We start from the raw sequence: 22,370 nt of genomic DNA on the forward strand, positions 1-22,370 counted from the left end.
CAGTATCTTTGAAGTAGCGGAATTCTAATTTATTATAACGTGTCATTGCGCCCCGGAAACGGGGCGCAGCGCACCCATGAAAGGTCACCATGAGAAAAACGATAGACTTTACAACCAATTACCCCCTGTTGCCCCTCAGAGACGTAGTAGTATTCCCGCACATGGTCATCCCCCTCTTCGTCGGGAGAGAAAAATCGGTCAAGGCCCTCGATAACGCCATGAAAAGCGACCGGCTTATCGTGCTCGCGACCCAGCGTGACGCCCATGTGTCGGTGCCCGGAAAGGATGATCTCTACGAGGTGGGCACCATCGCCGAGATACTGCAGCTCCTGAAGCTGCCTGACGGCACCATCAAGGTGCTGGTGGAAGGCATTGCCAGGGTCTACCTGTCCGATTTTATAACGGCCGACGAAACCATTGCGGTGTCCATCCGGGACATCGAGCGGGAAGTGGAAGGCGGGTCTGATGCCCAGGCCATAAAGAAAAATCTCCTCGAAGCCTTTGAGAAATACATCAAGCTCAACAAGAAAGTCCCGAAGGAGGCCTTTACCTCCGCTGAGAGCATCGACGACCTGTCGCACCTCTCCGACGTGATAGCCTCCCACGTGGAAATGAAGATAGCCTACAAGCAGTCGATCCTCGACATCGGCAATCCGGCGGACCGGATCCAGAAGCTGATCGAGTTCATCAACGGCGAGATCGAGGTCATGTACATCGAGAAGAAGATACAGGGCCAGGTCCGCAAGCAGATGGAGAAGACCCAGAAGGAGTACTACCTGAACGAGCAGATGAAGGTCATCAAGAAGGAGCTCGGCCAGGGGGACGGCGAGGTCGACGAGATCGAGGAGCTTAAGAAATCGATCGAAGAGACTAAGATGAGCGACGAGGCGCGGACCAAGGCCCTCCAGGAGGTCAAGCGCCTCGAGAAGATGCCTCCCATGTCGGCCGAGTCCGCGGTGGTGCGCAATTACATAGAATGGCTGCGCGACGTTCCCTGGCATAAGAAGACCAAGGACAACCGCGACATCGAGCTGGCCATGCAGATCCTCAACGAGGACCATTACGGCCTGGAGGACGTGAAGGAGCGCATCATCGAATACATAGCTGTCCGCCAGCTCTCGAAAAAGCTGAAGGGACCCATCCTCTGCTTCGTGGGCCCTCCGGGCGTCGGCAAGACGTCGCTGGGCAAGTCCGTGGCGCGGGCCCTGGGCAGGAATTTCGTGCGGATGTCCCTGGGCGGCGTGCGCGACGAGGCCGAGATACGGGGCCACCGGCGCACCTATGTGGGGGCGCTTCCCGGCAGGATCGTCCAGCTCATGAAGAAGGCCGGCACGGTCAATCCCCTCATTCTCCTGGACGAGGTGGACAAGATGTCGATGGATTTCCGCGGCGACCCGTCATCGGCGCTTCTCGAGGTCCTTGATCCGGAGCAGAACAACGCCTTCGTCGACCATTATATGGAAGTCAACTACGACCTGAGCCAGGTCATGTTCATAACCACGGCCAACGTGCAGCACAAGATACCGGCGCCGCTCCTTGACCGGATGGAGATCATCGAGATAACCAGCTACACCGAGCCGGAGAAGCTCAACATAGCGATCAATTTCCTCCTCGCCAAGCAGATCGAGGAGAACGGCCTCCAGAGGGAGAACATAGAATACTCCGAGGACGCCATGCTCTACACCATTCGGCATTATACCCGGGAGGCCGGCGTCCGGAGCCTCGAGCGGGTCATCGCCAAGGTGTGCCGCAAGGTCGCCCGGGAGGTGGTGCTCCACGGGAGCGAGTACAAGCGGGTCGTCAACGAGGAGGTCCTGCACCAGTTCCTGGGACCCATCAAGTTCAAGTACGGCGTCAAGGAAGTGCAGAGCGAGATAGGCCTTGCCAACGGCCTGGCATGGACCGAGGTGGGCGGGGACATCCTCAATATAGAAGCCTCCCTCATCAAGGGGAAAGGAAAGCTTACCCTTACCGGAAAGCTGGGAGAGGTGATGCAGGAATCGGCCCAGGCCGCCTTCACCTTCGTCAAGGCGAACCAGCAGTTCTTCAACGTTAATGACGAGTACATGCGCAACAGGGACATCCACCTCCACGTGCCCGAGGGCGCTATCCCCAAGGACGGCCCCTCCGCCGGCATCACCATGGCGGTGGTCATGGCCTCGCTCCTGTCGGGGATACCGGTCCACCGCGACGTGGCCATGACCGGCGAGATCACCCTGCGGGGCAAGGTGCTCCCCATCGGCGGCCTCAAGGAGAAGGTCCTTGCCGCTCACCGGGCCGAGATCAAGCACGTGATCATACCCCAGGAAAACGAGAAGGACCTGGAAAAGATACCGGAATACGTGAAGGAGCGGATGATCTTCCATCCCGTGAGCACCATGGAGGAGGTCCTGTTCCTGGCCCTGGAGAGCCCCGAGAAGTTCTTCAAGGACGAGAAAAAGACCAGGATACTCTACGACCGCTGGAAAGGGACCATGGACGACTGGAAGGTCGAGATAACCGGCACGGAAGCAGAGCCCACGGTGCAGATGTAGATAACATCAAAATAGTAAATTTAAAAAATCGCCGCCACAAGCGGCGATTTTTATTTTTAGAAATACTCGCGCATTGCAATCTCGCATTCATGTGCCCTGGGCCAGGGCAGGGTATGCCCGGGTTCCCCGGGCGGGGATTTGTGCGAGAGGAAGAGGGGTGACTTCCCCTCTTCCTCTCGCGCTCACCATCACCCCCGCCGCCTCAACGCCGGCGGGGGCTCATGGTTGATGATTTTTGCGGTCTTTTGGTGTATCTGTTTTTGTTAATATGTTGTTATTTTTTGCTTTTTAAGAATGTAAGAAGTATCTGTTGGCTTTCGCTCCGGAAGCCACATCCTGTGGCATCCTCGCACCGCCGCGCTTCCTGCGCGGCGACTGGTTTTTTTTAATACATCTATTCTGGTGTGGACAATTTGGTGTTTATAATATGAGTAAATGTAAGAATTAATACCCGCGGCAAGGAGGCCGCGGGTTTGCACGCTTACATATAACCGCTATATCCAGCTACTCAAAACATCCGCCCGAAGGGCGGATACCGATAGGCGATTGTTGTCTGAGGCTGCACCGAGCGAAGCGAATGCAGCCGAGTTAATCGCCAAGCCCGTCGCGGCGTCTGAGCGACCGGGGTGAGTGGGAGCACGAGGGAGAGAGGGCAAGGAGCCCTCTCTCCCTCGTAATCTTGCCAGACCCGCTCCGGGTCAAAAACCTACTCCCTTTCAAATGAACCTGCCCCGGTCCGGGGCAAACAAAAAACGAGATCTTTTTTCATGACATCCCTGTCTCACCTGCATAACCGGGAAGGAGTAACCGTCATGAAAAAGAAAGTATTTTTAAGCGCAGTGTTATTATGCTTTATCGCAACGATCGGCATCCGCGCCGGGGGTGAGCCGGCCGATGATTGCACGGTGTCGGGCCCTTATACGCACAAGAACATGTCCATCTATCTCGTACACGGCAAAAGCACCGCAGGCGCCGACAAGTACCTCACCCTGGAGGAGGCGATGGAGCGGAAGAAGATCACGGTCCACGAGACCGAGAACGTGAACCAGCTTTCCGTCACCAACAGCTCCAACGTGAATATCTTCATCATGTCTGGTGATATCGTCAAGGGCGGCAAGCAGGACCGTGTCATGCAGTACAATTACATCGTTCCGCCGGGGATCAAGCGGATGCCCGTGCAGTCTTTCTGCGTCGAGAGCGGGCGGTGGGAGAAACGCGGCGGCGAAAACGACGAGAGTTTCAGCTCGTCACGAGAGATGATCGCCTCCAAAGACCTGAAGATGAGCGTGAAAAAGGACAAGTCCCAGTCCCAGGTCTGGTCAAAGGTGGCGGAAATGCAGGACAACCTAGAGAAGAACCTCGGCGCTCCGGTGAAGGGCAGGTCGGAATCGAGCCTCCAGCTTACCCTCGAAAACGGGAAGGTCAGGGAAGCGCGGCAGGAATATGCAAAGGCCTTTGAAAAGATAATGAAGGACAGGAAGGATGTCGTCGGCTATTCCTGCGTGATAAACGGAAAAATCAGCAGCGCGGAGGTTTTTTCTTCAAGCGTTCTCTTTGGTAAGCTCTGGCCCAAGCTGCTGAAATCGAGCATCGTCGAAGCTGTCGCGGCCTCTGGAACAGGGGCGAAACACACGCCCAGGCCGGCAGCGGACGTCAAGCAATTCATCGTTGATTCGGAAAAGGCCGGTACCGTGGCCGCGCAGGACGTGAACCGGAGAACGAAGATCGTGGAAAGGGAGGCCGATGACCGGCTCTATTACGAAACACGGGACGCCGCAAATGAAGGGCGATGGATCAACAAGAGTTATTTGGCGAAATGATTATAGTATATGCCCTCATCCCCCGGCCCCTTCTCGCATTAAGAAATGAAGAAAGGAGAAGGGGGCTGTGTACACAATATTTCCCGCAGAAACCCTCTCCTTTTTTCCAGACTTCATGGGAGAGGGTGCCCCGGAGGGGCGGGTGAGGGTGCGCGGAGCGCAATTGAAGGCGAGATTGCGCAACCTCGCCTTCAATTGCGCTCAAACAGCACCACCATCCTGTTCGAATTCTCCTCGTAGGGCTCGGAATTGAAATTGGCGAAAATATTCCTGACCGTGAATCCGGCTTTTGCGATGAAATGCCTGATCTCGGCTGCGGTGAAGCACCTCATGACGTGGCGGTCTCGGATATTCTTAAACCCGCCGGGACCGTCGACGCTGTACCGGTAATTTACCTCGACAACGGTCTTGAAAGCGTCCTCGCGGAGCTTGAATCCCCTCTCCCGCTTGATTATGGAGTCCCCGTGGCTGGTCGTCGATACGGGGCCGATCTCCTTTTCCCGTATCTTCAGGATGGGAGGGGAGTTCCATATCTCGAAAATGACGATACCCCCGGGGACAAGGGCGTTGCGGATCTTCAGGAGCATCGACTCGACCTCGGCGTCATGGATGAGGTAGTTGAAGGACCCGAAAAGGGAGATGACCATGTCAAAAGCGTTTTCGTATTCGATATCGGACATGCTGGAACGGATAAACTCGATGCCGGCCGGATAGCGCTCCCGCGCCTGGACCAGCATGTCGGCGCTGATGTCGATCCCGGTGCAGCGGATGCCCGTTTTCACGAGCATGCCCAGGTGCTCGCCGGTGCCGCAGCCAAGGTCGAGGAGGGAGGGATACTCTTTGTTTTCAAGAAGGGCGGTGATGAACCGCACGTCGGTCCGTATATCGCGATGGTTTTTTTCTATGGCGAAGTAATGTTCGGCCAGTTCATGGTAGAGCTTCATTGGGAATGATCGAATTTTTCCTTAAATTTCTTGCGGACCACGTTTTCGATGTCTTCCGTATCCTCAAGGGACAGGAGCGTCCGGACCATGTCTTCGCATTCGCGTATCGAGACCGAGCGGATGATCTTCTTCACCTGGTGCATGTATACGGGGCTCATGGAAAAGTGGCGGAAGCCGAGGCCCAGGAGAACCATGGTGTACTGGGGCTCGCCGGCCATCTCCCCGCAAATCGAAAGCTGTATCGAGTTGCCGTTGGCCGTGTCCGCGATGCGCTTAAGGAAGCGCAGCACCGAAAGGTTGAGGGGATTGTACAGGTACGCGATCTTCTCGCTGATGCGGTCCACCGCGAGAAGGTACTGGACCAGGTCGTTGGTCCCCACGGAGAAGAAGTCGGCGTACTTCGCCAGGACGTCGGCGTAAACCACCGCCGAAGGGACTTCGATCATGAGCCCGATCTTTATCTTGTCGTCGAAAGGAATCTTCTCCTTCCGGAGCTCCTCCATGATTTCAAGGGTGATCTTTTTGGCGCGCTTGAATTCCTCGATGGCCGTTATCATCGGGAACATGAGCTTCAGGGTGCCATGGGCGCTCGCCCTGAGGATGGCGCGCAGCTGGATCCTGAACAGCTCCTCGTTCTCCAGGCTGAAGCGGATGGCCCGGCACCCCAGGAAGGGGTTCCGCTCCTTGTAATGGTTCGTGTAGGCGTAGACCTTGTCCGCGCCCACGTCGATGGTGCGGATCGTCACCGGCAGGGGTCTGAAGTACTCGACCACGCGCTTGTACTCCTGGAACTGCTTTTCCTCATCCGGGAGCGACTGGTCCATGAAGAGGAACTCGGAGCGGAACAGGCCGATGCCCTGGGCGCCGTGGTCCCTGATGATCTTCATCTCCTCCGGTATCTCGATGTTGCCGTATATGAAGACGTCCACGGAATCGGTGGTCTTGGACGGAAGGTTGGTCAGCTTCGACAGCTCCAGCTCAAGCTCCTCGAATTCCTCCTTGGCCTGGCGGTACTCGGCGATCTCTTCCGGCGTCGGCTCGATGATGATGCGGCCATGGACCGCGTCGAGGATCACTGTGTCGCCGTTCTTGACCATGGAGGTGGCGTTCATGGTTCCTACCATGGCCGGGATCTCCAGGGCCCGGGCCATGATCGCCGTGTGGGAGGTGCGGCCGCCGCGGTCCGTTACGAAGGCGAGGATCCGTTCCTTGTTCATCAGGGCCGTCTCGGACGGCGTGAGGTCCTGGGCGAAGACGATGACCTCTTCCGTGATGTCCTGGAGCGACGAGGTCTCGGTCTTCTGGAGGTTCGAGATGATGCGCTTGTTGATATCGGATATGTCGATGATCCGCTCGCGCAGGTAGTCGTCCTTTATCGTGGAGAGGCTGTTGATCAGCTCCAGGGAGATGTCGTTGATGGCCCATTCGGCGTTGCGGCGCTGTTCGATGATAGTCTTCCGGTATTTCTCCTCGAGCTGGGGGTCCTCCAGCACCATGATGTGGCTGGTGAAGATGTCTCCCATGTCCCGGGAAAGGCTCTTGGCGATCTGTTCCTGGATGGCCTTCAGCTCGGTCTTCGTTTTCTCGATGGCGCTTTCAAGCCGGGATATCTCGAAGGTGACGTCTTCCTCCCGGATTGTGTATTTCTGGATGATGATCGTGTCTCCGTGGTACACGTAGGCCTTGCCTATGCGTATTCCCGGAGATGCTATGATTCCTTTTTCTATCTTTATTGACATAATAAATGGTTAGGTGCGAGCCCCCCCTCCCACCGGTGGATTTTCTCATAGTACATGTTTTTTTTCCTGTCAAGTCTTTTCGGTTTTAAGGGACCGGCACCCCGGGCGCCTCAGGGGTAAAAGGCCGGCACGTCGAGGCCCGTTGTCTCATCGAACCCGAGCATCAGGTTTGCGCACTGGATCGCGTTGCCCGCCTGTCCCTTGACAAGGTTGTCGATGGCGGACACGACCAGGAGCTTTCCCGTCCGCCCGTCCACGAGAGGGCGGATGAGGCAGCGGTTCGATCCCCTGACGTCCGCAGTGTTGGGGGATTTGTCGGTAATGACGACGAAGGGCTTGTCCCTGTAGTAGTCCCGGTACAGCTTCAGTACCGAGGCGGTGTCATGGCCTCCGGCGATGTCGCAATAACTTGTCATCAGGATGCCCCGGTTCAGCGGAAGTACCTGCGGGACGAAGAGCACCTTGATCCCGGCCTTTGAATGGGCGTTCAGCACATTTTCCACCTCCACCAGGTGCTGGTGCTTTCCCTCGCGGTAGGTGTTGACGTTTTCGTGGCGCTGGGGATAGAGGTTCGCCTCTCCGGAGCTTTTCCCCGCCCCGGATACGCCGCTCTTGCCGTCGCAGACGATGGTTCCTGATGAGATAATGCCGGATTCCACCGCGGGAAGCAGCCCCAGTGTCATGGAGATGGCGAAGCATCCGCTGTTGCCGACGATCCTGGCGGTCTTTATTTTATCCGCGTACTTCTCGGGGAGGCCGTAGACGGTTTCTGGCAGCCGCTCCGGCGCCAGGTGCTTGTCGTCTATTCCCTTGTTCCGGGCGTACACGCCATAGTCTTCCGCGCTGTGGAACCGGAAATCTCCGCTGAAGTCGATGACCCGTATGCCCCGGTTGTAGAAATCGTTTATCATGGTCATGCCGGCGCGGTCCGGGGTCGAGAAGAAGGCGATGTCGACGCCGTCGTATACGATCTCTTCCGGCATCTGCACCGGCATTTCGCAGAACCCCTTCAGGTGCGGATACACCTCACTCACCGGCCTGCCGGCGTCCTTGCGCGCCACCAGCTGCTTGATCCTCATCTCAGGGTGGCGGAGCAGGATCTCGATGAGGCCGAGACCGCCGAAACCGGTGGCCCCGATGATGGATGCGTTTTTCATGGCGATACCCCCGGTGGCGCGGTCATCTAAGTAATGCGTCCCGTGCCGGTCGTTGTTCATTATTAAAAATGAGCATTTAAATTAATGGCCGAATTTGTAAAGATATTTTTAATAAATATTGTGCGTTGTGCAGGGGCACGGCGTGCCCCTGCACAACGCGCCTACCGGGAACGCCAAAAAACATAACCTCCATGGATAGTCGATACCAGCCAACCGATCATGTTTAAGGAGGCGGCCGTCTCTATCAGGGCACGCCGGGAAGACGCCGTTAGGGCCGTTATACCCAGAACAGCGGATACGGCATATAGGAGGGGGATGAGGATTCCCGGTGATTTCTTGAAAATCAGAACATAGAAGTAGATGATGATGAGCCCTGCCGCTGTTATGGCGCCGCTCTTTATGTTCGTTGAAACGATGAGTTTTGTTATAACTGCGGGATCGATCCTTGAAAGATCGGCATAGGCCGTAAGTTTCAGGAGTTGCTGGTTCTCGTAGGCGTCAGCGAAGATGACGATGATGGACAGGCATATCCCCGCGGCCGTGAGCGTCGTCACGAGGGGCGGCTTTTGCCCCGTATCATCCAGGCGGCTCCTGAGAAAAAGGATAAGGGCGATAAGAAGGAGGGGATAGCATACAAGAAAGATATAATCCAGCCTGTTCGTCATGTCCATGGCATGGCGCAGGCGAATTCCCGTTTCGGTGCTCGGCTCTCCCAGCGCGGACTTGATCTCTTCCGGGCTCCGCGCCATCTCGAAGAAGAATATGGCCTGGGAGAAGCCTACCTTGTTGGGATATTCGGCCGGCCTGGCTATCTCGCCCCCGCTCAGGGCGATCATCAGGATCAGAGACGCGAAGGTGGCGATACCGGCAATCAGTACAAAAAGGGCGTATCGTTTTGATCTCATGGGATCTCCTTTTCCTCATGTTAATGTATTGACAGGGTATATAATTAAAATATTAAATTTGAGGAGTCAATATTAAAAATATTTTGTGTATTTGAAGGCGGGGTCGCGTGACCCCACCTTCAAATACATTGCGTGACATGGGGAGGTTCCAATCATGAAGAAGCAGGAACAGCATAAGAAAACCAGGGTCGCCATCGCCGAGGCGACATATGAAACGATGGATGCCGCCGTTGAATCCCTCATGAGCCTCCTCGGCATGGGCCCCTGGCTGAAGAAGATCAAGGGAAAAAAAGTCTTCATCAAACCAAACCTTCTCGGGATGTTTCCCCGGGAAAACCAGGCGACGACGGACCCGTCTCTTGTTTCAGCCATAGTGCGCCTTGTCCGAGACGCGGGAGGGCGGGTTACCGTCGGGGACAACTGCGGCGTCGGCGGCTACGGTTTGAACGAGAAGGTGGCGCGCCATGCAGGCGTATTCGACGCATCCATGGGCGCCTACAAGAACGTGGCCCAGGCAACGAAGCTCGTGAAGCTCGATTCCCGATACCTGGACTCCCTGGTGGTGTCGAAGGACATGGTCGAGGCGGATATCCTCATCAGCCTGGCCAAGATGAAGACCCATTCCCTCACCATTGTCACCGGCGCGGTGAAGAACATGTTCGGCCTAGTGGCCGGGGCGGGCAAGGGGAAGAGCCACGCCGCGGCTCCGGCGGCAGGGGACTTCGGCAGGATCCTCGCCGAGATTTTTTCCATACGCCCGCCGGACCTGACCGTTATGGATGCGGTCATGGCCATGGAGGGGAACGGCCCTTCGGCCGGCAAGCCGAAGTTCGTGGGCAGGGTCCTGGCGTCGGAAAACGCCGTGGCCCTTGACGCGGTCATGTGCCGCATCATGGGGATCAGCCCGGAGCTGGTCCATCATATCCGGGAGGCCTCCTCTCTGGGACATGGACCCATCGACGATGCTTCCATAGAAGTGCTCGGGGCCATGCCGGGAAACCTGAAATTCAAGCTCCCGGTGACCGTGAGCAGGTTCGGCCTCAGCCGCATCGTGAACAGCGGCTTTTTCGCCAGCCTGGTCCGCAGCAGCCTTGTCCTCGACAGGGATAAATGCAGGAAATGCGGGATCTGTAAAAAGGAGTGCCCCACCGGGGCCATGGGGATGGACGATTATCCCTCCATAGACCAGGCGAAGTGCATCAAGTGCCTCTGCTGCCAGGAGCTCTGTCCCGATGCCGCGTGGAGCGTGAAAGGCCTCATGGGAAGGCTGCAGGGTTACGGCGGTTAGGATTTATCCTGTGATCGGGCATTCGTCGACGGTTATGCAGCAGGCTTAAGGGCTTTCCACTGGCTGCTCCATCAATTACAAGATCGATTCGCTGTGCCCGCGATGACGGGTGTCTTGAAATTTTTTGAAAAAAAAGTGGACGATTATATTATTAATTAGTATATTATAAATTAATGAAATACTTGCTTTATGGATGCAGGAGCAGATAATATTTAACAGCACATGTTATCCTACTAACTTAAAGTGTTTACCTCCAACCCCGCGCAAGCGGGTTTTTTTTATTTAAAATCAAGAATAAGTATCTCAAGGTCGGGATAGCCCCGACATGAATAGTAATGTAGCCCTTTTTGGATAATAAAGATAATTTTTACTTTACTGATTCATGATTGATGTCTACAGGTTTACAATGTCGGATAATAATCTGATCGGAGATATGTCCTTGAAATTCATCGCCGATTTTCACATACACTCCCACTTTTCCGTGGCCACGAGCGGGAACCTTGTGCCGGAGCACCTGGAGCACTGGGCGCGCCTCAAGGGGATCGACGTGGTGGGCACCGGCGACTGCATCCATCCCGGATGGCTCGACGAGATCAGGGAAAAGATGGAGCCCGCCGGAAACGGCCTCTACCGGCTTAAAAGCCGGTACCGCCTTGAAGAGTCGCGCTACCTCACGGGAACAAACATGCCCCGGGACGTGTATTTCGTCCTCACCGGCGAGATCAGCAGCATCTACAAGAAGAACGGCAAGGTCCGCAAGGTGCACAACCTCTGCGTGTTTCCCGATATCGCCGCGGCCGAAAAGGTCCAGTCCAGGCTCGACCGCATGGGGAACATCAGGTCCGACGGAAGGCCTATCCTCGGCATCGATTCCAAGATCATCCTGGAAATGGTGCTGGAGTCGTCGGAGCAGTCGTTCCTCATACCCTGCCATATATAGACCCCCTGGTTTTCCGTGCTCGGGTCGAAGTCTGGATTCGACAGCATCGATGAGTGCTATGACGACCTGACGAAGCACATCTTCGCCCTGGAAACGGGCCTGTCCAGCGATCCCCCCATGAACCGGGCCTGCGGCTTCCTCGACTGTTTCACCCTGGTGTCCAACTCCGACGCCCATTCTCCGGAGAAGCTCGGCAGGGAGGCCAACATATTCGACACGGAGCTCTCCTATGGCGCCATCTTCAATGCGCTCCGGGACGGCGAAGGCTTCAACGGCACCATAGAGTTTTTCCCCCAGGAAGGGAAGTACCACTACGACGGGCACCGGAAATGCGGCATCCGCTGGGACCCCCTTGAGACGATGCGGCACCGGGGGATATGCCCGGTGTGCGGGAAACCGGTGACCCGGGGCGTCATGTACCGCGTGGCTGAGCTGGCCGACCGGCAGGAGCCCGGCGGCCTCGCGAAGGCCACCTTCAACTCGATTACCCAGCTCCCGGACCTCCTGGCGGAGCTCCTGGGCCAGAAGAGCGCAAAGTCGGGAAAGGTGACAAAGGAATACCACCGCCTGATCAACGCCCTGGGATCGGAATTTTACATTCTCCTTGACGCGTCCCCGGCCGAGTTGCAGGAGGCCGGCGGGGAGGTCCTGGCCGAGGGGATAAGACGCCTCAGAAGCGGCAATGTCATCATAGAAGAAGGCTATGACGGAGAATTCGGCCGCGTTAAGGTCTTCAAGGAAGGGGAGGCGCGGTCCTTCACCGGCGGAGGCCTCTTCGGCGGCGCGGCCGCTCCGGCCTCCGCTGAATCGTCGTCCTCTGTCACATTCAATATCGCCGAGTTCAAGGAGCTTCATGAGAAGCTGGGCCTTCAGCAGAGCGGGCCCCGCGTCCTCTTCGACCTGCCCGAGGGAGCGGCCGGCCAGGCCCTGACGAAGGGCCTCACCGATGACCAGCGCGCCGGCATCGAGCATGGCGAGGGCCCCTGCATGGTCATTGCGGGCCCCGGCACCGGCAAGACCGCCATCCTTACAAGAAGGATCCTTCACCTGGTGAAGAACCTGGAGGTGCCGCCGGAGGAGATCCTCGCCGTCACCTTCTCGAACCGCGCCGCCCGGGAGATGCGGGAGAGGGTCGAGGCGATCATGGAAGCCGACAAACTCGCCATATCCACTTTCCATGCCTTCGGCCTCGGCATCCTCAGGGAGCAGTGCGCCGCCGTCGGCAGGAGGGAGGATTTCGTCATAGTCGACGAGGATGACATCCCGGAGATCATGGCGGGCATCATCAAGGATGAAAAGAAGTTGAGCCGGATGGTCCGCGCCATCGAAGCCGCCAAGCAGGGCGGTGAAGCCGATGCCGAGACCGCCAAGGCCATGGGTAAGTACGACGAGGAGCTGAAGCGCCTCAACGCCGTGGACCTGGCCGACCTCATCGCCCTGCCGGCGGCGCTCCTGAAGCAGAATCCGGATATCCTCGCCGAATACCGCCGCCGCTGCCGGTGGATACTTGTGGACGAGTTCCAGGACATCAACGCCGCACAGTACGAATTGCTGAAAATCCTCGCCGGGGAGGGGAGTCCCAATCTCTTCATGATCGGCGACCCGGACCAGGCGATCTACGGGTTCCGCGGCTCCGATGCGCGGTTCCTCGCCCGCATGATCGAGGAATATCCTGCCACGCGTTTGATCCGCCTTGACCGGAGCTTCCGCTGTCCGGACCCGGTCATGCGCGCCGCCTCCCAGGTCCTGGGCAGGGAGAGCGCCGTCGCGGGCCGCGACATCGACATGAAGGTGCAGATCCAGGAGATGAACACCGACCTCTCCGAGGCTGACTGGATCGCCGCGACCATCGAGAAGGCCATGGGAGGCCTCCGGAGCTTTTCCATGGACAGCGGCATTGCCGAGGGTGATGCGGATGATGACGGGGTGAGTCTCGGCGATTTCGCGGTCCTGTGCCGCTCCTCGTTCCTCTTCGACGCCATCATCGAGGCCTTCAATAACCACGCGGTGCCGTACCAGGTGGCGGGGAGCGAATCCCTGGTGCGCCGCGAGCCCTACCGGCAGGCGGTGCGGTCCCTGAAAAAGATATTCTATTCCGGCTCTGACCCCGCGGTGTCCCTGGCGGTGACCAGCGACATCTGGGGGATGATAAAAAAGGGCGACCGCGTCGCCGACGTGCTCAAGTTCCTGATGGTCTTCAACGACGCGCCGGAGGACGCCGTCCGCCGCATGGTATCCTTCGCCGAGCCCTACGGCGGCTCCTACCATGATTTCTTCAGGGCCTGCTCCCTGCGCCAGGGCGCCGACGACAGGGACGACCGCGCCGAGGCGGTGTCCCTCATGACCATTCACGCCTCCAAGGGCCTGGAATTCGACACGGTCTTCATTCCCGCCTGCGAAAAGAGGATCATACCCTTCGAGCTCTTCGGGGATAAAGACGACAATGAGCTGGCCGAGGAGGAGCGGCTTTTTTACGTGGGGGTGACCAGGACCGTGAAAAACCTCTATCTCACATACGCGAAAAAGCGCGCTGTCAAGGGGAGGATCCTTAAGCAGGAGCGGAGCCCCTTCCTGGACCGTCTCGAGGAAAAGCTTATAAAGAAGGGAAAGCGGGAGCCGGGGAAGAAGTCGAAATCCGACGACCTTCAGCTGGACATGTTCAAGGACGAGTAGCGGGGTCAGGGGAGGGCCTTTTCGGTCAAAAAGATATAATGGCCCTAATGCCCTGTCCGGAATAATTATTACTTGACCGGTATTATGGTCTGACTGTATTATTACCACAGTTAATCTTAATCTTTAATCGAACCACCATGATTGCAGTATGTCTTTGTGCCGGCCCGTGGAATGCGTGGGAACAGGTGTCCGTCGGCGACGCTTTAATGCTGTCTCAATTCGCGGTCCGTGGTCCCCGTATGTTATGCGGCAACGGGCAAGGTTTTTCTGATGATTCAGAACAGTGAAAAAATAGTGCACATGCTTCCCGACATCATCTACAAGCTGGATGATAACGGGTGCTTTACCTATGTGAATAATTCGGTGCGCAACCTCGGGTACGAGCCTTCTGACCTTATCAGCAAGCATTTCAGCCAGCTGATCCATCCGGAGGATATCGGCGGGGTGCGGCGCGACGAAGTCCTCAGGCTGTCGGCCGGAAAGACTCCCCCTGAGGAAAATCAGCCGAAACTTTTCGACGAACGGAGGACAGGAAAGCGCATCACCAGGGACCTCCAGGTGCGTCTTATCCCGAAAAATTTTAACGTGGTCAGCGACAGGTGTGCCGATATCACGGCTTCCTGCCGGGTCATCGCAGTCGGTTCCTATGCCGTGAACGCGGGCGGGATAGACCGGGAGTTTACCGGTACCCTGGGGATCATCAGAGATGTGATGAACGTCAAGAAGTCCGAGGAGACCCTGGCCCGCTGCATCGATTATTACCACTCCCTCGTCGAGCTTTCCAATGACATATTCTTTGTCGTCGCCACCGACGGCACCGTCATGTTCTCGAGCCCGTCCCTTCGCCGGATCCTCGGGTACGTGCCGCAGGAGCTGGCGGGAGAGAACATAATAGACTATCTTCCCGGTGAAGACTACAAGGCCGTGGTCAGCGCCTTCCGGAAAACCAGGCCGGAGGAGCCTCTCTTCTGCGTGCAGTGCGAAATCATCCATCGCGACGGCTCTCCGCTGACCTTCGAAACCAAGGGGAGGACGGTCTTCGACGACCTCGGCAGGGCGATGTACCTCACGATAATCACCCATGACGTGACCATGCGGGTCGAGACCGAAGAGAAGTTGAGGAGCGCCCACTCGGAGCTGGAGGAGCGTGTCGCCGAACGGACGGCCCAGCTGGAGCGGGCCAACGAGCTCCTCAGGGTCGAGATAGAGAACCGGAACAGGCAGGACGCCATCATCATCGATTCGGAAAGAAAATACCGGACCCTGGTCAACAGCATCGACGATATCGTGCTGAATATCGACCCGGAGGGGGTCATCCTTTTCGTTAACCAGGCGATCCAGAAGATAGCCGGCCATGACCACCGCGATGTCATCGGGTGCAGCCTGCTGGAATTCATCCACGGCGACGATATGAGCGGCTTCCTCTCGCTGCTCCTGAACGCCGGGGGCGACGGTCCGGTGGATCCGCGGGCGCTCGTCGGTATGATATGCGCAGGCAGCGAGTTCAGGATGGTGAAGAAGGACGGCTCCTGCATCTGGGTCGAGCTGCGGTGCAATCCGATGAAGGACAACGACGGGGCGGTCATCGGCTTCAGGGGGATCGCCCATGATATAACCAGGAGGAAGATGACCGAAGAGGAGATGCTCAGGGAAAGCAAGATCGAGTCCCTGGGGATCCTCGCGGCCGGGATAGCCCATGACTATAACAACCTACTGACGGCCATCATCGGCAATATATCCCTGGCGAAGATAACCCTCCCCAGGGACGATCCCAACTATACCATCCTCACCGACGCCGAAAACGCCTCGGCCATGGCGAAGAACCTGACGCAGCAGCTCATGGCGTTCTCGAAGGGCGGCTCGCCGGTGAGGAAGAACACCTCCATCCGGAATCTTCTGGTCGATACGGCCTATTTCGTGCTGCGGGGCTCGCAGGTGCGAATCGTCTTTGACGTCGATGACCTCCTCTGGGACGCCGTCATCGACCGGGGCCAGATCGGGCAGGTGGTGAACAACATCATCCTGAACGCCCGGCAGTCGATGCCGGAGGGGGGCATGATCCGGATTGGGGCGGAAAACGCCGTCATAGGCGATAATGCCATGGTGCCCCTGAAAAAGGGGAACTATATCAGGATCTCCATCGAAGACCAGGGCCAGGGCATACCGGACGACGTCCTCCCGAGAATATTCGACCCCTATTTTTCCACGAAGGAGACCGGCACCGGCCTCGGGCTGGCCATATCATACACCATCGTCAAGAAGCACGAGGGCGTGATAACCGTCGCATCGCACAGGGGAGTCGGGACCGTCTTCGCGATATACCTTCCCGCATCGCTGCGGAGGGAAGGGGAGCCCTTCAGCGAGGAGCCGAAGAAGGTGTCCGCCAGCGGCAGGATACTGCTGATGGACGACGAGATGATCATCCTTGACCTGGGACTCAAGGCGCTGCGGCACCTGGGTTACGAAGTCGTCACCGCGGCGAACGGATCGGAGGCGGTGAGGCTTTTCAGGGAAGCCGTACAGGCGGGGAATCCCTTCAGTGCCGTCATACTGGACCTGATCATCCCCGGAGGCGCCGGCGCCGACAGGGTCATAGCTGACCTGAAGGCGATCGACCCGGTGATCAAGGCGGTCGTTACCAGCGGGTACGCCGACGACCCGGTCATGGTCGATTACGACAAACACGGTTTTTCCGGCGTCCTGGTCAAGCCCTTCGGACTGGATGATATCGAGCAGGAGCTGGCGAGAGTCCTGGCCCAATGACGTTTTTTCATCCCATGAAAAGGCCGTCCCCGATAATTCTTGACATCTGGATAATCACCGCATAATATCCCTCACGTGTCGAATGCACCGCGCTATGAACATGAAAAAGAATAAAACATTATCGGAACTGAAAGAAAAAGAAAAGGACGCCCGGCGGAAGATCATCGTTGACGCGGCCGAGACTGAATTCGCCACCAAGCCCTTCAACAAGGTCACCATGCGGGATATCGCCAGGCGGGCCGGCATATCGCCCGCCCTGATCTACCGCCATTTCCCGGACCAGCAGTCCCTCTTTGCCGAGACCTTTTACCGCGGCGTGCAGGTGGTTTTCCAGGGGCTCTACAGCACGATCGAAGAGTCCCCCGACGGCTCCATCGAGGAAGTCTCCCGGGTCTTCATAGAGTACTTCACCCTCCATGACCAGTATTTCAGGATGCTGATGAATTTTTTCATGGAGGGTTCGGTCGACAGGGACCTCTTCGATAAGCTCAACGTCATGGAGCGGCAGATGCTGGATAACTTCGATATCATTTTCAGGAAAATGAACGTCAAGGGCGATATCCGCCTCCATTCCCATACCATGTTCGCCGCGTTGACCGGGATCGTGGCCACGTTCCGCAACCATCCAGCGAAGAGCGACGAAGAGATCTTGAAGCATAGGAAACTTGTCGCTGAAAATCTTGCACGCCTATTTATTGGAATTTCTTCTTGTTGAAAAGTGTTCAATTTTAAAATTATGTAAATTTTATATGATAATGCCTGTGGGCATATCATATCTCGCTTGTCTTTTTTGTATGCTCTGACCCCCCGGCTATTCTCTATTTCAATTTACTCTGGCACCCAATGATAGCAACATACTGATTTACAATTAATATGTATGTTTTTTTATACAGCCGCATTTTTTTTGTAAATATACTTGACACATATAAACGTTGTTTGTTATGGTAAACATTGTTTACTATTAAATATTCTGGCGGTCGGCGATGAATGTTAAAATGAAAGATTCAGCCCTCGATAAGTTTTTTGATCCTGCCTCTGTAGTTGTCATCGGGGCATCCAATTCTCCGTTCAATCTGGGCTCTACCATCTGCGCGTGCCTCAGCAGTTATATACCCTATAAAGGGATTGTGTATGCCGTCAACCGAAAGGGGGAGGATGTTCACGGCTGCGCTGGCTATTCCTCCGTTGCCGAAATTCCCGGCCAGGTCGACCTGGCGGTCATCATCACCCCGGCAGGCGTGGTTCCGCAGTTCATCCGTGATTGCGGTGAAAAGGGAATCCTCAACATTGTTATTGAAAGCGCCGGATTCAATGAGCAGGGAGAGGAGGGACGGAGGCTGCAGCGGGAAATCGATGAGGCGATTAAAAAGTACGGCATCCGTGTCATTGGGCCCAACTGCCTGGGAGTGCTCAATAGTCAATCGTACTTTTGCTGTTTTTACGGCGCCTACAAGGAATTGATTGATGTGTTCAAAAAGCCCGGCGGCGTTTCATATATCATCCAGAGCGGCGGTGTTGCCGTTGTGGTCATCGAGTCGCTGATGGATGACCTGGAGGGGATCAACAAGATGGTCTGCATCGGCAACAAGACGGACGTCGACGAGGCTGACCTGGTCGAGTATTTCAACCACGACAGCACGAAGGTCATCGCCATGTACCTTGAGAGCATCATGAGCGGCGAAAAGCTGATGAGCGTGGCCCGGAGGGTCTCCAAGCCGATCATGATATACAAGACGGGACGGACCGAGGAGGGCACCGCCGCGGCCATGTCTCACACCGCGGGCATGGCCAATAACGACGCCGTATTCGAGAGCGCCTGCCGGCAGGCGGGGATCATAAGGCTCAAATCGATAAGCGAGATTCACTCCATGCCCAAGATGCTGACCGAGATGCCCCTCCTGCGCGGGAACCGCATCGCCGCCTTCACCAATACCGGGGCCTTCGGCAGCATGTCGGCCGACCTGATGGTGGAGGCGGGCCTGAAGATGCCCCGCCTGGCGCCGGAAACGCGGGAGCGCCTGCGCTCGCTGAAGGGGGTCTTCAACGTGAACAATCCCGTCGACATCGGGCCGGCGCCGCCGCAGATCTACCTCGATATATTCGAAATACTGCTTTCCGCTCCGGAGGTGGACGGGATGCTCCTGATGTCCAGCATCTGGCGGGAATTTATCATTGACGTGATGAAAGAGCTTATGAAAATGTGCAGACAGTATGATAAGCCCGCGGCGATATACACGCCGAATTCCGTGGGCCGCATCATTTCCGTGCGGCGCGATCACAAGCTTCCCCTGTTCGACAGCGTGGAGGAGGCGGTGCGGGCGCTGGTCGTGTCCCATGAGCAATACAGATATTCATTAAAAAAGGAGAAACCCTATGGAGCAGATCATAAAGAAAGCGCTTGATCGGGGCCAGAAGACCCTGTCGGAATATGACTCGAAGCAGGTCATCCAGTCCGTCGGTATCCCGGTCACCAGGGAGAAGCTGGCCACGTCGAAGGATGAGGCGGTGAAATTCGCCGGGGAGATCGGCTATCCAGTGGTGCTGAAAGGCTGCTCCGACAAGGCCGCCCACAAGACGGAGATGGGCCTGGTGAAGCTCAAGCTCGCCAACGCCGATGAGGTCAAAAAGGCCTATGACGAGATCACCGGCAAGGGTGTCGACCTCGACGGCGTCCTGGTCCAGGAGATGATCAAGGGCGATCGCGAGTTCGTCATCGGCCTGAGCCGCGACCCGCAGTTCGGCCCCTGCGTCATGTTCGGCATCGGCGGCATCTTCACCGAGGTCATCAAGGATGTGAGCTTCCGGGTCACCCCCCTGACCGAGATGGACGCGGAGGAGATGATCGAGGAGATACGGATGAAAAAGCTCCTGGACGAGTTTCGCGGCAGTCCCGCGGTGGACAAAAAGCAGCTGGTCAGGGCCCTGGTGGGCATCGGCGACATCGGCTACAAGAACAGCGAGATCGCCGAGATCGACATCAACCCCCTCATCATATCGGGCAGCAAGCCGGTCGTGGTGGACGCCCTGGTGGTGCTGGCGAATCCGAATTGACCCCCCTCGTTTAGCCCCGGTTAGCCCCGCTTAGCCCCGGTTAGCCCCGGGTTTAAACCCGGGGCTAAGCGGGGCTCATTTATAAATTATTGACAATGATACCGGTTTATCCGTATAATATACATATGAATAGTGCATTGTCAAAAATCTCCTCCGGGAAAGCCGCTATATTAAAAAAGATCGTGGCTCTCCTCATTATAATTGCAACCATGCCCTTTGTGAATGCCTGCACAAAGGTTTCCATCGACTATACCAATTTATTGGAATACCTGTGGCTTACCAGGCCCAGGATATCGGTTACCGGCATCACCCTCAATAAAGAAAGGACCACGGTGCTGGTTTCCGGCACCGAACAGCTGACGGCGCTGATACTGCCCCTGACCGCCACGAACCAGGCTGTGACCTGGACAAGCTCCGACGCGGCGGTGGTGGCAGTGACAACGGGCGGCCTTCTCAACGGCGTAGCGGCGGGGAGCGCAACGGTAACCGCAACCAGCGCCGACAGGGGCTTCACCGCCTCCTGTAGTGTTACGGTATCGTCCGTGGCTGTCCCCGTGGCAAGCATCGTGACCAACAAAAAGAGCACCACCATCCTGGCCGGCTCGGCGGAACAGCTGATGGCAACGATACTCCCCTTAGCCGCCACGAACCAGAATGTGACATGGGCTTCATCCAATCCCTGGATTGTCACTGTTGGGCCGGGCGGCCTGGTCAGCGCCGTGGCGGCCGGGAGCGCTGTCATTACGGTAACAAGCAACGACGGCGTCTATAGCGCGTCATTCACGGTGACGGTAGCCACTGTGGCGGTGGCGGCGGCGGGGGTTACCCTGAACAAATCTTCATTGACCCTCGGGACCGGATCCTTTGAACAGCTCACGGTGGCGCTCTCGCCTTCCAACGCCACGAACCAGAATATAACATGGACATCATCCAACCAGGCCGTTGCCACGGTGGGCCCGGGCGGGCTGGTGACGGCCGTTGCCGCCGGCGCTGCGGTCATAACGGCGCGGACTGTCGACGGCGGCTATACGGCCACCTGCGTGGTCACGGTGACAGGCTCAGCCGCGGCCCAGTGGGCCCGGACGGTTGTATCGGCAACCGATGCTTCATATATTTACAATATTGCGGCCGTATCGGACGGTTCTGTTTACGCTGCAGGCATTATCATGGGAACCGGCGTCTTTGACTTCGGTAACGGCTCAACGGCAACCGCCAATTTTGCCTCACGGAATTGCCTGCTGGTCAAATATGATGACACCGGCCTGGCCCAGTGGGCGGTAACGGTGCTTAACGGTGGTGATGATTCATATTTCAGGGGAGTGGCGGTCGCGTCCGACGGATCGGTCTATGCCGTGGGGGAAATCGACAATTCCGGAATCTTCGACTTCGGCAACGGCGTGACGGCCACGGCGCCGGGGGGCACCAATGCCGTAATTGTTAAATATGACAGCTCCGGTCTGACCCTATGGGCGCTGCCCGTAACGACCGCCGCCGCCGGCGCTTCAATGTTCCAGGGAGTTGCGGCCGCCCCGGACGGCTCGGTTTATGTTGCGGGAGAAATCAGCGGTAATGAAATGTATGATTTCGGCAACGGCGTAACGGTAACGGGGTCAGCAGCCGGTTCCTCCTATGCCGTACTGGTCAAATACGACAACTCCGGCCTTGCCCAGTGGGCCGCCACGGTCGCGGCGACCGACAGCTCGATGTTCAATGTCGTGTCAGTGGGGCCGGACGGGTCAGTGTACGCGGCGGGAGGCATTATCGGAACCAGCACCCATGACTTCGGCAACGGCGCAACGGCAACCGGGACCTGCGCCACCGGAAATATCGTAGTGTTAAAATACAGCAGCTCAGGCGTAGCCCAGTGGGCGCGGTCCGTCATCTCGGGTAGCGACGAATCAATATTTTATGGGATATCGATCGCGCCGGACGGGTCCGTGTATGCGTCCGGTATGATTAATAATACCACTACCTATGACTTCGACTACGGCATAACGGCTACCGGGACCGCCGCCGGAGCCAGCAGCTCCAATGGGGTACTGGTCAAGTATGACAGCGCCGGCGTGACCCAGTGGGCCCAAACAGTTATATCCGGCAGCGGCATAACTGGTTTTCTCAGGGTATCGGCGGCGCCGGATGGCACCGTGTTCGTGGGAGGAGGCATCCAGGGAACCATCACCTATGATTTCGGCAATGGGGTCACCGCCGTGGGGACCTATGGCGGGGGCATGAATCCCCTGCTGTTAAAATATAGCAGCGCCGGCGTACCCCAATGGGCAAGCTACCTGACGGCGGGAACCGATGAATCATTCTTCTGGGGCGTGTCTGTCGCTCCGGATGGATCCATATACGCGGGCGGATCGTTGACCAATACCGTTGCCTATGACTTCGGCAATGGCTCTGTGGTAATCGGGCCGTATACAGGCGATAACATCCTCCTGGTTAAATATAAGTAATTATTGTGATTTGATATGACCCACGAAGGCGAGGATGCGCATCCTCGCCTTCGTGGGTCATATCATCCCCAATCCTTCTTGACACTCAATTCACCCCTGT

Annotated in this window: 14 protein-coding genes; 10 read left to right on the forward strand and 4 right to left on the reverse strand. The window is 57.0% G+C overall.

The window, feature by feature from the left end; genetic code table 11:
* Positions 1 to 89 precede the first annotated feature (89 nt).
* Positions 90 to 2,534 (forward strand): endopeptidase La, encoded by a 2,445-nt coding sequence (gene lon, locus KA369_22650; protein ID MBP7738788.1) that lies wholly within the window; start codon positions 90 to 92, stop codon positions 2,532 to 2,534.
* Positions 2,535 to 3,346: 812 nt separating this feature from the next.
* On the forward strand, positions 3,347 to 4,354 hold the full coding sequence (locus KA369_22655; GenBank protein MBP7738789.1) for a hypothetical protein: 1,008 nt from the start codon (positions 3,347 to 3,349) through the stop codon (positions 4,352 to 4,354).
* A 191-nt stretch (positions 4,355 to 4,545) separates the two neighbouring features.
* Here the strand turns inward: KA369_22655 and KA369_22660 are convergent, their stop codons facing one another.
* The 4 genes from KA369_22660 to KA369_22675 all read right to left on the reverse strand — a co-directional run bounded on the left by KA369_22660 (position 4,546) and on the right by KA369_22675 (position 9,099).
* Positions 4,546 to 5,298 carry a class I SAM-dependent methyltransferase gene (locus tag KA369_22660; GenBank protein MBP7738790.1) on the reverse strand — a complete coding sequence of 251 codons (753 nt, stop codon included), beginning with the start codon at positions 5,296 to 5,298 and terminating at the stop codon, positions 4,546 to 4,548.
* Positions 5,295 to 7,037 (reverse strand): phosphoenolpyruvate--protein phosphotransferase, encoded by a 1,743-nt coding sequence (gene ptsP / locus KA369_22665; GenBank protein ID MBP7738791.1) that lies wholly within the window; start codon positions 7,035 to 7,037, stop codon positions 5,295 to 5,297. The genes KA369_22660 and ptsP overlap by 4 nt, the downstream gene beginning before the upstream one ends.
* Positions 7,038 to 7,147: 110 nt before the next feature.
* Positions 7,148 to 8,194 carry an N-acetyl-gamma-glutamyl-phosphate reductase gene (locus tag KA369_22670; GenBank protein ID MBP7738792.1) on the reverse strand — a complete coding sequence of 349 codons (1,047 nt, stop codon included), beginning with the start codon at positions 8,192 to 8,194 and terminating at the stop codon, positions 7,148 to 7,150.
* A gap of 161 nt (positions 8,195 to 8,355) precedes the next feature.
* Entirely contained in the window at positions 8,356 to 9,099 is a 744-nt protein-coding gene (locus tag KA369_22675) for a hypothetical protein (GenBank protein MBP7738793.1), read from the reverse strand.
* A 154-nt stretch (positions 9,100 to 9,253) separates the two neighbouring features.
* On the opposite strand from KA369_22675, the gene KA369_22680 reads away from it, so the two are divergent.
* From KA369_22680 to KA369_22715, 8 genes are all read left to right on the forward strand, one after another.
* Complete coding sequence (locus KA369_22680; protein ID MBP7738794.1) at positions 9,254 to 10,387, forward strand: DUF362 domain-containing protein; 1,134 nt, start codon at positions 9,254 to 9,256, stop codon at positions 10,385 to 10,387.
* A gap of 439 nt (positions 10,388 to 10,826) precedes the next feature.
* Complete coding sequence (locus KA369_22685; protein ID MBP7738795.1) at positions 10,827 to 11,327, forward strand: hypothetical protein; 501 nt, start codon at positions 10,827 to 10,829, stop codon at positions 11,325 to 11,327.
* A 15-nt stretch (positions 11,328 to 11,342) separates the two neighbouring features.
* Positions 11,343 to 14,000 (forward strand): UvrD-helicase domain-containing protein, encoded by a 2,658-nt coding sequence (locus KA369_22690; GenBank protein MBP7738796.1) that lies wholly within the window; start codon positions 11,343 to 11,345, stop codon positions 13,998 to 14,000.
* Positions 14,001 to 14,270: 270 nt separating this feature from the next.
* Positions 14,271 to 16,763: a PAS domain S-box protein gene (locus KA369_22695; GenBank protein ID MBP7738797.1), complete on the forward strand. Its 2,493-nt coding sequence runs from the start codon at positions 14,271 to 14,273 to the stop codon at positions 16,761 to 16,763.
* Between the two features lie 100 nt (positions 16,764 to 16,863).
* Entirely contained in the window at positions 16,864 to 17,478 is a 615-nt protein-coding gene (locus tag KA369_22700; GenBank protein MBP7738798.1) for a TetR/AcrR family transcriptional regulator, read from the forward strand.
* Between the two features lie 280 nt (positions 17,479 to 17,758).
* A complete protein-coding gene (locus tag KA369_22705; protein MBP7738799.1) occupies positions 17,759 to 19,165 on the forward strand; it encodes a CoA-binding protein in 1,407 nt (468 codons plus the stop codon).
* The gene (locus tag KA369_22710; protein ID MBP7738800.1) at positions 19,137 to 19,814 is read left to right on the forward strand and encodes an acetate--CoA ligase family protein; all 678 of its coding nucleotides are present in this window, start codon (positions 19,137 to 19,139) and stop codon (positions 19,812 to 19,814) included. The genes KA369_22705 and KA369_22710 overlap by 29 nt, the downstream gene beginning before the upstream one ends.
* 125 nt (positions 19,815 to 19,939) lie before the next feature.
* Positions 19,940 to 22,270 carry an Ig-like domain-containing protein gene (locus tag KA369_22715; GenBank protein MBP7738801.1) on the forward strand — a complete coding sequence of 777 codons (2,331 nt, stop codon included), beginning with the start codon at positions 19,940 to 19,942 and terminating at the stop codon, positions 22,268 to 22,270.
* Positions 22,271 to 22,370: the final 100 nt, after the last annotated feature.

The sequence above is a fragment of the Spirochaetota bacterium genome, assembly GCA_017999915.1.
GTDB lineage: Bacteria > Spirochaetota > UBA4802 > UBA4802 > UBA5550 > RBG-16-49-21.

Coding starts and splice junctions, on each gene's coding strand:
- lon (MBP7738788.1), top strand. CDS start 90: ATGAGAAAAACGATAGACTTTACAACCAATTACCCCCTGTTGCCCCTC.
- KA369_22655 (MBP7738789.1), top strand. CDS start 3,347: ATGAAAAAGAAAGTATTTTTAAGCGCAGTGTTATTATGCTTTATCGCA.
- KA369_22660 (MBP7738790.1), bottom strand. CDS start 5,298: ATGAAGCTCTACCATGAACTGGCCGAACATTACTTCGCCATAGAAAAA.
- ptsP (MBP7738791.1), bottom strand. CDS start 7,037: ATGTCAATAAAGATAGAAAAAGGAATCATAGCATCTCCGGGAATACGC.
- KA369_22670 (MBP7738792.1), bottom strand. CDS start 8,194: ATGAAAAACGCATCCATCATCGGGGCCACCGGTTTCGGCGGTCTCGGC.
- KA369_22675 (MBP7738793.1), bottom strand. CDS start 9,099: ATGAGATCAAAACGATACGCCCTTTTTGTACTGATTGCCGGTATCGCC.
- KA369_22680 (MBP7738794.1), top strand. CDS start 9,254: ATGAAGAAGCAGGAACAGCATAAGAAAACCAGGGTCGCCATCGCCGAG.
- KA369_22695 (MBP7738797.1), top strand. CDS start 14,271: ATGATTCAGAACAGTGAAAAAATAGTGCACATGCTTCCCGACATCATC.
- KA369_22700 (MBP7738798.1), top strand. CDS start 16,864: ATGAAAAAGAATAAAACATTATCGGAACTGAAAGAAAAAGAAAAGGAC.
- KA369_22705 (MBP7738799.1), top strand. CDS start 17,759: ATGAAAGATTCAGCCCTCGATAAGTTTTTTGATCCTGCCTCTGTAGTT.
- KA369_22710 (MBP7738800.1), top strand. CDS start 19,137: ATGGAGCAGATCATAAAGAAAGCGCTTGATCGGGGCCAGAAGACCCTG.
- KA369_22715 (MBP7738801.1), top strand. CDS start 19,940: ATGAATAGTGCATTGTCAAAAATCTCCTCCGGGAAAGCCGCTATATTA.